This is a genomic window from Nocardioides maradonensis, from assembly GCF_054777115.1.
Genome location: NZ_BAAHAZ010000031.1, coordinates 1 through 12543, shown reverse-complemented (window position 1 = coordinate 12543; position 12543 = coordinate 1). Strand labels below are relative to the sequence as shown.

The 12543-nt window shown below is 71.2% G+C and carries 12 protein-coding genes and 1 pseudogene; 4 read left to right on the top strand and 9 right to left on the bottom strand.

From position 1 onward, the window contains the following. Positions 1-761 (top strand): Glu/Leu/Phe/Val family dehydrogenase (locus ACYVAQ_RS23055; RefSeq protein WP_460792952.1); only part of this gene is annotated, 761 nt, incomplete at its 5' end. Next, on the top strand, positions 758-2155 hold the full coding sequence (locus ACYVAQ_RS23050) for an NAD-dependent succinate-semialdehyde dehydrogenase (RefSeq protein WP_460792951.1): 1398 nt from the start codon (positions 758-760) through the stop codon (positions 2153-2155). The genes ACYVAQ_RS23055 and ACYVAQ_RS23050, both read left to right, overlap by 4 nt. A gap of 75 nt (positions 2156-2230) precedes the next feature. On the opposite strand, the gene ddaH is transcribed toward ACYVAQ_RS23050, so the two are convergent. The 9 genes from ddaH to ACYVAQ_RS23005 all read right to left on the bottom strand — a co-directional run bounded on the left by ddaH (position 2231) and on the right by ACYVAQ_RS23005 (position 10958). Next, complete coding sequence (gene ddaH / locus ACYVAQ_RS23045; RefSeq protein ID WP_460792950.1) at positions 2231-3001, bottom strand: dimethylargininase; 771 nt, start codon at positions 2999-3001, stop codon at positions 2231-2233. Positions 3002-3015: 14 nt separating this feature from the next. Further along, the gene (locus ACYVAQ_RS23040) at positions 3016-4056 is read right to left on the bottom strand and encodes an agmatine deiminase family protein (protein ID WP_460792949.1); all 1041 of its coding nucleotides are present in this window, start codon (positions 4054-4056) and stop codon (positions 3016-3018) included. Further along, entirely contained in the window at positions 4053-4679 is a 627-nt protein-coding gene (locus ACYVAQ_RS23035) for a TetR family transcriptional regulator C-terminal domain-containing protein (protein ID WP_460792948.1), read from the bottom strand. Before ACYVAQ_RS23035 ends, ACYVAQ_RS23040 begins: the two co-directional genes overlap by 4 nt. Continuing rightward, positions 4676-5488 carry an ABC transporter ATP-binding protein gene (locus ACYVAQ_RS23030; RefSeq protein WP_460792947.1) on the bottom strand — a complete coding sequence of 271 codons (813 nt, stop codon included), beginning with the start codon at positions 5486-5488 and terminating at the stop codon, positions 4676-4678. The genes ACYVAQ_RS23035 and ACYVAQ_RS23030 overlap by 4 nt, the downstream gene beginning before the upstream one ends. After that, positions 5485-6228, bottom strand: a complete 744-nt coding sequence (locus ACYVAQ_RS23025) for an ABC transporter ATP-binding protein (RefSeq protein WP_460792945.1) — start codon at positions 6226-6228, stop codon at positions 5485-5487. The genes ACYVAQ_RS23030 and ACYVAQ_RS23025 overlap by 4 nt, the downstream gene beginning before the upstream one ends. Beyond that, positions 6228-7097, bottom strand: a complete 870-nt coding sequence (locus tag ACYVAQ_RS23020; protein ID WP_460792944.1) for an ABC transporter permease — start codon at positions 7095-7097, stop codon at positions 6228-6230. The genes ACYVAQ_RS23025 and ACYVAQ_RS23020 overlap by 1 nt, the downstream gene beginning before the upstream one ends. Continuing rightward, positions 7094-8041, bottom strand: coding sequence for an ABC transporter permease (locus ACYVAQ_RS23015; RefSeq protein ID WP_460792943.1), 948 nt, complete (start codon positions 8039-8041; stop codon positions 7094-7096). The genes ACYVAQ_RS23020 and ACYVAQ_RS23015 overlap by 4 nt, the downstream gene beginning before the upstream one ends. A 3-nt stretch (positions 8042-8044) precedes the next feature. Continuing rightward, positions 8045-9574 (bottom strand): ABC transporter substrate-binding protein, encoded by a 1530-nt coding sequence (locus tag ACYVAQ_RS23010; protein ID WP_460792942.1) that lies wholly within the window; start codon positions 9572-9574, stop codon positions 8045-8047. A 217-nt stretch (positions 9575-9791) separates the two neighbouring features. Next, positions 9792-10958 (bottom strand): PucR family transcriptional regulator, encoded by a 1167-nt coding sequence (locus tag ACYVAQ_RS23005; RefSeq protein WP_460792941.1) that lies wholly within the window; start codon positions 10956-10958, stop codon positions 9792-9794. Between the two features lie 101 nt (positions 10959-11059). On the opposite strand from ACYVAQ_RS23005, the gene ACYVAQ_RS23000 reads away from it, so the two are divergent. Next, positions 11060-12439, top strand: a complete 1380-nt coding sequence (locus tag ACYVAQ_RS23000; protein ID WP_460792940.1) for an aspartate aminotransferase family protein — start codon at positions 11060-11062, stop codon at positions 12437-12439. Then, positions 12436-12543, top strand: a pseudogene (locus ACYVAQ_RS22995) (pyridoxal 5'-phosphate synthase lyase subunit PdxS); the annotation flags it as partial. The gene ACYVAQ_RS23000 and the pseudogene ACYVAQ_RS22995, both read left to right, overlap by 4 nt.

Sequence of the window (12543 nt, the reverse complement as noted above, 5' to 3'; positions counted from 1 at the left end):
GCAAGGGCCACACCGTCCTCGGCGTGGTGACCGGCAAGCCCCTGGCCGTCGGCGGCTCCCGCGGCCGCGCCGCCTCCACCAGCCGTGGCGTGGTCGCCATCGCGGTCGAGGCCCTGCGCCACCTCGGCATCGACCCGACCGGCGCGACCGCCGCGGTGCAGGGATTCGGCAAGGTCGGCCGCGGCGCAGCCCGGATCCTCACCGAACAGGGCGTCCAGGTCCTCGCGATCTCCGACGTCTACGGCGCCCTCTTCTCCGCGGACGGCATCGATGTGCCGGCCCTGGAGGCGTGGGTCGACCAGACCGGCTCCATCGTCGGGTTCCCCGGCGCCACCCCGATCGACGGCGCCCAGGTACTGACCGCCGACGTCGACGTCCTCGTGCCGGCCGCGATCGAGGGCGTGGTCCACGCCGACAACGCCGACCAGGTGAAGGCGCGGCTGATCGTGGAGGGCGCCAACGGCCCCCTGACCGCCGAGGCCGACCGCATCCTCGAGGCACGGGGTGTGCTCGTCGTACCCGACATCCTGGCCAACGCCGGCGGCGTCGTCGTGTCCTACTTCGAGTGGGTCCAGGCCAACCAGTCGTACTGGTGGTCCGAGGACGAGGTCAACGAACGCCTCGTGGACCGGATGACCCGGTCCTGGCACGAGGTCCTCGACTACGCCCGATCCCACCAGCTCACCCTGCGACTCGCGGCCACCTGCCTGGCCGTCGAGCGCGTCCAGCAAGCCCACGAACTGCGAGGCCTCTACCCGTGACCGACCTTCCTGCCACTGTCGCCACCTTCCCCGTCGAGAACCCCGCCACCGGCGAGGTCATCGACCACGTCACCAACGGCACGCCGGCGGACGCGACCGCGGCCGTCGACGCCGCCTCGGCCGCGCTCGCGGCCTGGTCGGCGACCTCGCCGCGCGCCCGCAGCGAGCTGCTGTCGCGTGTCCGCGAGCTCATGCTGCGCGACGCCGACCAGCTCGCCGAGCTGATCGCGGCCGAGAACGGCAAGTCGCTCACCGACGCGCGGGGCGAGGTCGTCTACGCGGCCGAGTTCTTCCGTTGGTACGCCGAGGAGGCGGTCCGCCCGCACGGCGACTTCGGCTCCTCGCCGGCCGGCGGCACCCGCACCCTGGTGACGCACCGTCCCGTCGGTGTGGCCGCGCTCGTGACCCCGTGGAACTTCCCGGCCGCGATGGCCACCCGGAAGATCGCTCCGGCGCTGGCCGCCGGCTGCACGGTGGTGCTCAAGCCCGCCGCGGAGACCCCGCTCACCGCGCTCGCCGTGGGCCGCCTCATCACCGAGGCCGGCATCCCCGACGGCGTCGTCAACATCGTCAACGGCCTCGACGCCGCGTCGATCGTGACCACCTGGCTGGAGGACCCGCGGGTCCGCAAGATCTCCTTCACCGGCTCGACCGGCGTGGGTCGGGTGCTGCTGCGCCAGGCCGCTGACCGTGTCGTCAACACCTCGATGGAGCTCGGCGGCAACGCCCCGTTCGTGGTGCTGCCGTCGGCGGACGTCGCCGCGGCCGTGGACGGCGCGATGATCGCCAAGTTCCGCAACGGCGGTCAGGCGTGCACCGCGGCCAACCGGATCTACGTGCACGCCGACGTGGCCGAGGAGTTCACCCGCCTGCTCGGCGACCGGGTGGAGGCGCTCAAGGTCGGCCCCGCGTCCGAGGGCAGCGACATCGGCCCGCTGATCTCGTCCAAGGCGGTCGCCGGGGTGACCCGGCTCGTCGACGACGCGATCTCGCGGGGCGCGGTCATCGCCGCCCAGGCCAAGACCGGCCCGGAGACCGGGTACTTCTACCCGCCGACGGTCCTGGTCGACGTACCGGCTGACGCGGACCTGGTGCGCAACGAGATCTTCGGCCCGATCGCTCCGATCCAGGTCTTCTCGACCGAGGAGGAGCTGCTCGGCAAGGTCAACGACACCGAGTTCGGCCTGGCGGCGTACGTGTACGGCGAGCTCGGCTCGGCGCTGCGCCTCGCCGAGCGGATCGAGGCCGGCATGATCGGCATCAACCGCGGTCTCGTCTCCGACCCCGCCGCGCCCTTCGGCGGCGTCAAGCAGAGCGGCATCGGCCGTGAGGGCGCCCGCGCCGGCATCGAGGAGTACCTCGAGACGCAGTACTTCAGCGTCGACTGGAGCTGACCCCTCAGCGCGACAAGACAGCTGTGGCCCGTCGAGATCATCCTCTCGGCGGGCCACAGCTGTCTGTTCTGCGCGTCAGCGCACCCGGACGCTCAGGCAGGTCACGCACCCCTCCAGCTTCTCGAACTCGGAGATGTCGACGGTGACCACGTCGAGGCCGCGCTCACGCAGGATCGCCTCGGTCCGGGGCGCCCGCGAGCTCATCAGCACCTTGTCGTCGGCCAGCACCACGACGTGCGCACCCGGCTCCTCGGGAACCTCCAGGTAGTGCTCGAACATGCTCGGGTCGTCGACGACCGGGCCGTAGCCGATGATGGTGCCGTCCGGCAGGGCGGTGATGGCGCTCTTGAGGTGCAGCGCCTTCGTGACCGGCACGGCCACCACGGTCCAGCCGCGCGGCTCCAGGATGCCCCGCAGCTGCTCGACCGCCTGGGCGTCGGTGGTGCCGGTGACGCCGACGTACGCCGTCGTGCCGACCTTGAGCACGTCGCCGCCGTCGAGGTGGCCCTCGGTGATCGTGGCGGTCTCGATTCCGAGGTCGAGGACGACCTTCTCGGTGGCCACGGTCTCGGGGTTTCGGGCCGGCTGCTTGGGGTTCGTGATGACCGCGAGGTCGCCGAACATGACGACGGCGTCCTCGATGAAGACCGAGTCGGGGAGCGTGTCGTCGACCTCGACGTGCACGGTCGGGAAGCCGTTGGTCTCCAGCGCGGCGACGTACGCCGCCCACTGCTCGCGCGCGAGGTCGAGGTCGAGCGGCGTGGACTCGATGAAGGTGACGATGCCATCCTGCAGCGACGCCGCCGGCGGGCGGACGAGGGCGAAGGGACGGGTGGGGGTGCTCATGCTGGTTCTCCTGATCAGTGGTGGCCCAGAGCGGGCTGCTGCTGGGTGATGCAGTGGATGCCGCCGCCGCGTGCGAAGAGGGCGCGGGCGTCGACGGTGCGGATGGTGCGACCGGGATACGCGGCGGCGAGGACGTCGACCGCCTCGGCGTCGACCGGGTCGTCGAAGGAGCAGGCGACCACCGCGCCGTTGACCACGAAGTGGTTCACGTAGCTGTAGTCCACCCAGCCCTCCTCGTCGCGGAGCGTCTTCGGCGCCGGTAGCCGGACGACCTCGAGCGGCCGGCCGGCCGCGTCGGTCTCGCCCGACAGGAGCTCGACGACCTCGGCCGTCACGGCGTGGTCGGGGTGGGACGGGTCGCGTTGGTCGTGCACGAGCACCCGGCCGCCGCCGATGAACGCGGCGACGATGTCGACGTGGCCGCGGGTGCCGAACTGCTCGGAGTCGCGGGTCAGCCCGCGGGGCAGCCAGATCACCTTGCGCGCACCGAGCGTGCGGACCAGCTCGGCCTCGACCTGCTCCTTGGTCCAGCCGGGGTTGCGGAAGGGGTCGAGCTGCACGGTCTCGGTGACGAGGAAGGTCCCCTCGCCGTCGGTCTGGATGCCGCCGCCCTCGTTGACCATCTCCGAGCCGATCCGGACGGCGCCGCTGCGCTCGGTCGCGACCTCGCTGGCGGTCGCGTCGTGCTCCCAGTGCGCCCAGTACTGCTGGCCCCAGCCGTTGAACACCCAGTTCACGGCGCCGAGCCCGTCCGTGCCGACGACGAAGGTCGGTCCGATGTCGCGGTACCAGGCGTCGTCGAGGGGCGCCTCCACCAGCTCGATCGCCGGGCTCAGCCGGCGCTCCGCCTCGGCCCGTCCCTCGGGCGTGACGAGCACCGTCAGCGGCTCGTGCTCGACGACCGCGTTGGCGACGCCCGCCCAGGCGGTCCACGCCTCGTCGGCCTCCTCCGCCGTCTCCCCGAGCGTGTACGACGCGGACGGCCAGGCCATCCACGCCCGCTCGTGCGGCTCCCACTCGGCGGGCATGCGCCACCTGATGTCGGGGGTAGTCACTGCTCTCCTCTTTCGTTGCTGCCGCCGGTGGCCTCGCGCCACGGGACGATCGGGTCCAGGAACATCCGGACGACCTCCATCGCCCGGTCGTGGTCGACGGGCCGGTAGCCCACGACCACGCGGATGGTGAGGCCGTCGAGCAGGGCGGAGACACCCTCGGCGAGCAGCTCGACGTCCACCGTCGACGGGAGCTCGCCGCGCTCGATGCCGTAGCTGAGCACGTCGCGCAGCAGCTGCTGCCACGCGGCCTCGAGCTCGGTGATGAGGGCGAGGACGTCCTCCTGGTGGACCGCTCCCGCCCAGCCCTCGAGCCAGAGCAGCAGGCCGCTGTCGTCCAGGCCGGTGGGCGCTCCGACCTCGAGCAGCCACTCCCACCGCTCGCGCGCGGACGGGAGCTCCTCGAACCTGCTCATCACTCGGGAGCGCAGGTCCTCCTCGACGGTCGTGAGCGCGGCCATGAACAGGTCGTTCTTGCTCTCGAAGTAGTAGAGGATGTGCGCGCCGGTCATGCCGAGGCTCTTGCCGACGTCGTTGAGGCGGACGTTGCTGACGCCCTCGGCGCTCAGCGGTCCGACGGCGGCTCGGGCGATCTCGGCGCGGCGCGCCTGGCGCTTGGTGGTCATGGAGCCACCTTCCCAGGCGGTACGACGAGCGACGGTGCAGCCGCGATCAGCTCGGCCGTGTAGCCGTCCTGCGGGTGGGTGAAGACCTGCTCCACCGGCCCCTGTTCGACCACCTTGCCGTGCCGCATGACGACGGCGTCGTCGCACACGTAGCGGACCAGGTCGAGGTCGTGGGTGATGCAGACCAGGGTGACGCCGGTGGTGGCGCGCAGCTCGGCGAGCAGGTCGAGCACCGATGCCTGGACGACGACGTCGAGCGCGCTCGTCGCCTCGTCGGCGATGAGCAGGTCGGGCTCCAGCGCGAGCGCGCGGGCAATGCCGACGCGCTGCTTCTGACCGCCGGAGAGCCGCTTCGGCCGGGCGTCGCGGATGGACGCGGGCAGGTGCACCAGGTCGAGCAGCTCCTTCACCCGGGCGTCGACCCGGTCGGCGGGCACCACGCGGTGGACGCTGAGCAGCTCCTCCAGGGTGGAGCCGACGGTGCGGGCCGGGTTCAGCGTGGTGCCGGGGTCCTGGAACACCATCTGGATCGCGCGCCGGGTGGCGAGGTCGCGGTGGACGCCGAGCGGCGTGCCGCGGAACCGGATCTCGCCCGACGCCAGCCGGTTGAGCCCCATCACGGCGCGCATCAGCGTGGACTTGCCGGAGCCGGACTCACCGACGATGCCGGTCGCCGTCCCGCTGGGGATGGACACGCTGACGTCGTCGACGGCCACGACCGGCGAGCCGCCGAGGCCCAGCCGGCGGGCCAGCGCGCCACCGCCACCGAAGTGGACGGATGCGTGGTCGATCTCGAGCAGGGCGTTCATCGTGCGGCTCCTTCGGCCAGCCGGCGGGAGAGGTTCGCCGCGAGCAGCTCGCGGGTGTAGTCCTCGCGCGGGTCGGCGATGACGTCGGTGAGCGTGCCCTCCTCGACGAGCGCGCCGTGGCGCATCACGAGCAGCCGCTCGCACACGCTCGACACGACCGCGAGGTCGTGGCTGACGAACACCATCGCCATGGCACGCTCGGCGACCAGGCTGCGGAGCAGCGCCAGGATCTGCGCCTGCACCCGTACGTCGAGCGCCGTGGTCGGCTCGTCGCAGAGCAGCACCTCCGGGTCGGTGGCGAGCGCGGCGGCGATCATGACGCGCTGCCGCATGCCGCCGGAGAGCTCGTGCGGCCAGGCGTCCATGCGCCTCGCCGCGTCGACGATGCCGACCTGGTCGAACAGCTCGACCGCGGCAGCCCGGGCAGCTGCGCGCGAGGTACCGCGGTGGTGCCGCCGCCACACGTCGGCGACGAAGGTGCCGACCCGCATCGTCGGGTTGAGGGCGGTCGCGGGCTCCTGGAAGACCATGGCGGTGCGGGCCGTGCAGGTGATCTCGCCCGAGACCGTAATCGACTCGGCCTGGATGCCCAGGATCGAGCGCAGGGTGAGGCTCTTGCCGCTGCCCGACTCCCCCACGATGCCGAGCGTCTCGCCGCGGCCGAGCTCGAAGGACAGGTCGTGCACCAGCGGGGTGCCGTCCTCGGTCTCGAGGTGCAGGTTCCTGACGGAGAGCACCATCACTTCCCCTTCCTGTCCTGCAGGCCGTCGCCGAGCAGGGCGAAGCCGAGCGCGAGGACGGTGATGACGAGGCCGGGGGCGACGGTGAGCACCGGGTGCTGGCCCATGTACGGGTCGGCGCCGGCGATCATGTTGCCCCACTCGGCCGTGGGCTCCTGGATGCCGAAGCCCAGGAACGAGAACGCCGCGAGCGCCGTCACCGCGAACACCAGGTCCGAGGTCAGGTAGATCAGCGTCTGGCGCAGCGTGTTCGGCAGCACGTGCCGCAGGATGATCCGCGGCGCCCGGAACCCCGCGGTCACGGCGGCGGTCACGTACTCCGCCTCGCGGATCCGCAGCACCTCGATCCGCACCAGCCGGGCGTAGACGACCCAGCCGACGAGGGTGAAGCTGATCAGCAGCGAGCGCACGCCGGGGCCCAGGCTGAAGACCAGCACGATCATCAGCACGTACATGGGGAACGCCTGCAGCAGGTCGCTGATCCGCATGACGAGCGCGTCGAACCAGCCGCCGACGTACCCGCAGACGACGCCGAGCGCGGTGCCGAGCAGGCATGGCAGCACGGTGACCATCGCGGCGACGGGAAGGTCGATGCGGGCGGCGTACAGCAGCCTGCTCAGCTCGTCACGCCCGACCGCGTCCGTGCCGAGCAGGTACGTCGACGACGGGCCGTGCAGCAGGTCGACGATGTGCTGCTGGAGCGGGTCGTACGGCGCCAGCACCGGGGCCAGCAGCGCCGCGAGCACGTACGCCGCCACGATCGTCGCGCCGACGACCAGCTTGATCCGGGCCGCCTTGCCCGACCTCGTCCGCCGCCGGGGCGTGTCGGCCGCCGCGACCGCGACCGGCGATGCCACCGGGGCGCTCATGCCGCGATCCTGACGCGCGGGTCGACGGTCGCCGTGATGACGTCCGCGAGCAGGTAGAGCGCGACGACCAGCGCCGCGAAGATGACGACGTACCCCTGCACCAGCGGGAAGTCCTGGGTGCGGGCCGCGACCACGAGCCCCATGCCCATGCCGGGCAGGGTGAACGCGACCTCGACGACGACGGTGCCGAACAGGGCGTAGCCGGCCTGGGCGGCCGTGACGGCGACGAGCGGCGAGATCGCGTTGCGGATCTGGAACCGACGCAGCAGTGACCCGCCGGAGTAGCCCAACGTGCGGGCCGCCAGCACGAACTCGGCCTCCCGCAGCTCGATCATCGTCGCCCGCAGGCTGCGGATCATCGGCGCCATGATGCTCAGCGCCACCACGAAGGACGGCAGCACGAACGCGCTGACGTGCGAGGAGAAGGTGTCGCCGAAGCCCGCCACCGGGAACCAGCCGGTCGGCAGCGCGATCAGCCGGATCGCCATGATCGCGACCCAGAACGTGGGCAGTCCGATGCCGAAGACGGCAAGCAGCCGGACCACGTGGTCCACGGGGCCGTCGGGCTTGCGGGCGGCGGCGACGGCGAGCGGGACCGTCAGCAGCAGGGCGAGCAGCACGCCGAAGCTGGCGAGGGCCAGGGTCAGCGGCAGCTGCGAGGCGATCTGGCCGGCGACGGACTGGCCGGTCTTGAACGACGAGCCGAGGTTGCCGCTGAGGACGTGGCCGACGTAGTCGACGTAGCGGTGCCACACCGGCTGGTCGAGGCCGAGCTGGTGCGCGACCGCGTCCACCTGGGACTGCGGTGCGCGCGGGCCGGCGACCATCCGCGCCGGGTCACCGGGCGCGAGGCTGAGCAGCAGCATGGTGAGGAGCAGGACGCCGAGCGTCAGCGGGATCAGGCTGACGAAGCGTCGGGCGACGAAGCCGAACCTTCCGGTCATCGGTCACCCCTTCCAGATCGTGTCGAAGTAGTAGACGCCCCACGGCGCGACGTGCTCGCCGTGGACCTTGGCTCCGACGCCCTCGAGCGCCGGGGTGTTCGCGAGGGCGATGTAGGGGACCTGCGAGGTCCACAGGTCCTGCAGCCTCGTGATCTGCGCGCGCTTCGCGGCGGGGGTCGTCGCGGCGCCGTACGCACCGAGGATGGAGAACGCCTTGTCCGTGGGGTAGCCGGTGAACATGGTGTTCGTGGCGGCGATGTACCAGGCCGGGTCGGACGCGTCGGGCGAGATCGCGTTGTTGGAGAAGATCGCCAGCTGGTACTCGCCGCTGCTCATCGCCCCGAACTCCGTCGAGGAGTCGGACTGCTTGAGGTCGACGGTGATCCCGATCTGCTCCAGGTCGTCCTGGATCACCAGCGCCATCACGCTCGAGCTCGCGTCGTTGGGGTAGATCAGTGAGAGGTGGTCGGGCTTCGTGGTCGCCTTCGCGATGTCGGCCTGGGCCGCCGCCACGTCGTGGGTGAAGTACGGCGTGCTCGGCGGAGCCCAGTTCTGCAGGTTGGTGGGCAGGGCCCCCTGCGGAGGCTTGCCGTAACCGCGCAGCGCGCTGTTGGAGATCGCGTCGTAGTCGATGGCCGCGGCGATCGCGCGCCGCACCTGCACATCGGCGAGGGCGCCGTCCTTGGTGTTCATCAGCAGCACGGGCGTGAGGTGCTCCGGACCGGCGTACACCTCGTTCTTCGGCAGCGTGGCGGCCGTGACCGGGAGGATCTCGTCGGCCATGTCGGCCTGCCCGGACAGGATCTGCAGCGTCACCGAGTTCGGGTCGCTGGCGAACTGGCTGTCGACCTCGTCGACGTACGGGAGCCCGGGGCGGTAGTAGTGCGGGTTGCGCTTCAGCACGACCTCACCGTTGCCGCTCCACTTCTCGACGGTGAACGGCCCGGCGCCGATCGGGTGCTGCCAGAAGTCGGCCTCGCTCATCCCGGCGAAGTCCTTCGGCACCACACCGGCGTTCGCCCACGACAGGAACGCGATGAGCGTCGTGTCGGGCCCGCTGAGGTGCAGGACGAGCGTCTTGGCGTTGACGACCTGGATGGTCTTGATGTCGGCGAACGTGGCGCCGTAGTTGGGCCCGGCCTGCCACGTGCGGATCGAGAACTCCACGTCCTGAGCGGTCACCGGCCTGCCGTTGCTGAACGTCGCCTTCGGTTGCAGGTGCAGCGTCAGCCGGTCACCCGTCTTGTTGTAGGCCCACGACCTCGCCAGTCCGGGCGCGAGCGACTTGCCGTCCTCCCCCACCCGGATCAGCGGCTCGAGCACCGCCTGCGAGATCTGGTACGTCGAGTTCAGCGTGCCCTTGTCGAGGTCGAACCCCTCGAACGGGTTGGCGCGCAGCGTGTGCAGCACGCCGCCGTGGACGGGCTTCCCGCCGGTGCTGCCGGCACTCGCCGTGCACGCGGCGAGGCCGCCGGACAGGGTGGCGGCGAGCGCCGCCGCCGCGACCAGCCTGAGGCGTCGGTGACCTGGCATCCGAGCTCCTCCAGAGTTTGAATAGCGTTCAAAGTCTGGTTCAGATTAGGTCAGGACGTCCGCGGTGTGAAGGGGGTCACGCCAGATTTCTCAACCACCTGCCCGCGAAAGAACCCTCCGGGCCCCGCGAATGAACAGCTGTGGCCCTCCGAGATCGCGATCCCGGAGGGCCACGAGGCTCCATTCGCGGGACCAGAAGTGCTCCTTCGGCGGTGGGTCAGCCCGAGGTCCGCAACGGTCGCGACAGCAGGGCGAGCAGCAGCAGGGCCCGGTTCTCGGCCACGTCCAGGCCGAGCCCGGTGAGCTCCTCGACCCGTGCGATCCGGGAGCGCAGGGTGTGCCGGTGGATGCCCAGCTCCTTCGAGGCGGCCTCCCAGGACCCGTTGTGCTGCAGGAACGCCTCCAGGGTCACGAGCAGATCGGCGTCGCGGGGGCCGGTCTCGGCCTCCAGGGCGTCGAGGGCGGGGGCGGCGAGCGCCCAGACCCGGTCGCGCACGACCTCGTCGGCGAGCACCGGTCCGAGGCGGAGGTCCGCGAAGGCGCCCAGCGGTGCGCCGTCGCGGCGCGCCGCCTGGGCGGCCAGCTCGGCTGGGCCGAGGCCGCTGGCGATCGCGTCCTGGTCGAGGCCCCCGCTCACGCCCAGCGCGACGTCCTCGATGCCGGCGCCGGCGAGTGCCGACGCGATGGCCGCCACCGCCGTCTCGGCGTCCCGTTCCAGCAGCAGGATCGCCACGCCCGAGTCGACCCGGGTCACCACGTGCGGCTGCTTGCTCATCTCCAGGTGGGCCGCGATCTCCTCCTCGATCCGGCTCACCCGGCGCCGGCAGGCGGCCACCGCGACCACCACGCGGTCGTTCGCCTCGAAGCCGAAGTGGTGCAGGTGCCGCTCCAGCCCGGTGGCCCGGCCGCCCGTGTCGAGCAGCAGTGCGAGCAGGGTGCCGCCCAGCGCGCGGTACGCCGCCACCAGCTCGGTCGGCCAGTCCAGCTGCAGCGTGATCAGCGCGGCGGCCTGGTTGAGCTGGAGCCGCTCGGTGTGGGTCGGCGGCGCCGGGTGGACCACGGCCAGCCAGCCGCAGACGCCCGAGCGGCCCTGGATCATCTGCAGCTCGAGGGTGCCCTCCGCGGTGTCCACCGCGACGGCGCCGGCGCGCCGGGAGCCGGACTGGCGCTGGTACTCCCCCGCCACCGCGTCGAGCACTTCGCGCCGGCGGGTCGACGAGGCCATCACGACGCCGTACTCGTCGAGCACGACCGCGTCGCGCCGCAGCTCCCGCGACAGCACGCTCACCGCACCGCGCAGTCCGTTGCGGACCGCGGACCGCGTCAGCGAGCGCTGGTAGTCCAGCATCCGCTGCAGATCCTGGACCGAGGTCTCCCCTGCCATGCCGCACTCCCTCGTCAACTGCCGCTTTGTAGCCCGAGTCGAGCACAGATTCGACATTTCGTCCATGCCGCGCGTGTCGGCCGGTCCCTACGCTCGCTTCCATGAGCTACGACAACGACCGCCTCCAGCAGGCCGCGAAGGATCACCTCTGGATGCACTTCACCCGCCACACCGGCAACGACGTTCCGGTGATCGTCCGCGGCGAGGGTGCCTACATCTACGACGCGCAGGGTCGCCGCTACCTCGACGCGCTGGGCGGGCTGTTCGTCAACCAGCTCGGCCACGGCCGCACCGACCTCGTCCAGGCCGCCGCCAAGCAGGCGCAGGACCTGGCTTTCTTCCCGCTGTGGTCCTACGCCCACCCGACCGCGATCGAGCTGGCCGACCGGATCGCGGCGTACGCGCCCGGCAGCCTCAACCGCGTCTTCTTCACCTCCGGTGGCGGCGAGGCCGTCGAGACCGCGTGGAAGCTCGCGAAGAACTACTTCAAGCTCACCGGCCAGCCGATGAAGCACAAGGTGATCAGCCGCGCCATCGCCTACCACGGCACGACGCACGGCGCGCTGTCCATCACCGGCCTCCCGGGCCTCAAGCAGCAGTTCGAGCCGCTGGTCCCCTCGACCTTCCGCGTCCCGAACACCAACGTCTACCGCGCCTCCGAGATCACCGGCGGCTTCCTCGACGGCTCCGACCCGGAGGCCTTCGGCCGCTGGGCCGCCGACCAGATCGAGGTCGCGATCCTCAACGAGGGCCCCGAGTCCGTGGCCGCCGTCTTCCTCGAGCCCGTCCAGAACGCCGGCGGTTGCTTCCCGCCCCCGCCCGGGTACTTCCAGCGGGTCCGCGAGATCTGTGACCAGTACGACGTCCTGCTGGTCTCCGACGAGGTCATCTGTGCCTACGGCCGGCTGGGCCACATGTTCGGTGCGGAGCGCTTCGGCTACGAGCCGGACATCATCACCTCGGCCAAGGGCCTCACCTCGGGCTACTCCCCGCTCGGCGCCATGATCGCCTCCGACAAGCTCTTCGAGCCCTTCGGCCGCGACAACAACATGTTCGCGCACGGCTACACCTTCGGTGGCCACCCGGTCTCGACCGCGGTCGCGCTGGCGAACATCGACGCCTTCGAGAACGAGGGCATCCTCGAGCACGTCCGCGACACCGAGGGCGACTTCCTCGGCACGCTGTCGAAGCTCAAGGAGCTCCCGATCGTCGGCGACGTCCGCGGCGCCGGCTTCTTCTACGGGATCGAGCTGGTCAAGGACAAGTTCACCAAGGAGTCCTTCTCCGAGGAGGAGTGCGAGCGCATCCTCTACGGCTTCCTGTCCAAGGCCCTGTTCGATGCCGGCCTGTACTGCCGCGCCGACGACCGCGGCGACCCGGTCATCCAGCTCTCCCCGCCGCTGATCTGCGACCAGTCGCACTTCGACGAGATCTACCAGATCCTGGAGAAGGTCCTCACCGAAGCCGCGGGTCTCCTGTGACCGGCACCGGCACCTTCCGCGTGAAGCGGGGGATGGCGGAGATGCTCAAGGGTGGCGTGATCATGGATGTGGTCACCCCGGAGCAGGCCAAGATCGCCGAGGAC

Bases quoted from the DNA above. Each gene is read 5' to 3' on its own strand.
- ACYVAQ_RS23005 (WP_460792941.1), bottom strand. From the start codon at position 10,958: ATGGCAGGGGAGACCTCGGTCCAGGATCTGCAGCGGATGCTGGACTAC.
- ACYVAQ_RS23000 (WP_460792940.1), top strand. From the start codon at position 11,060: ATGAGCTACGACAACGACCGCCTCCAGCAGGCCGCGAAGGATCACCTC.
- ddaH (WP_460792950.1), bottom strand. From the start codon at position 3,001: ATGAGCACCCCCACCCGTCCCTTCGCCCTCGTCCGCCCGCCGGCGGCG.
- ACYVAQ_RS23010 (WP_460792942.1), bottom strand. From the start codon at position 9,574: ATGCCAGGTCACCGACGCCTCAGGCTGGTCGCGGCGGCGGCGCTCGCC.
- ACYVAQ_RS23020 (WP_460792944.1), bottom strand. From the start codon at position 7,097: ATGAGCGCCCCGGTGGCATCGCCGGTCGCGGTCGCGGCGGCCGACACG.
- ACYVAQ_RS23030 (WP_460792947.1), bottom strand. From the start codon at position 5,488: ATGAACGCCCTGCTCGAGATCGACCACGCATCCGTCCACTTCGGTGGC.
- ACYVAQ_RS23035 (WP_460792948.1), bottom strand. From the start codon at position 4,679: ATGACCACCAAGCGCCAGGCGCGCCGCGCCGAGATCGCCCGAGCCGCC.
- ACYVAQ_RS23025 (WP_460792945.1), bottom strand. From the start codon at position 6,228: ATGGTGCTCTCCGTCAGGAACCTGCACCTCGAGACCGAGGACGGCACC.
- ACYVAQ_RS23015 (WP_460792943.1), bottom strand. From the start codon at position 8,041: ATGACCGGAAGGTTCGGCTTCGTCGCCCGACGCTTCGTCAGCCTGATC.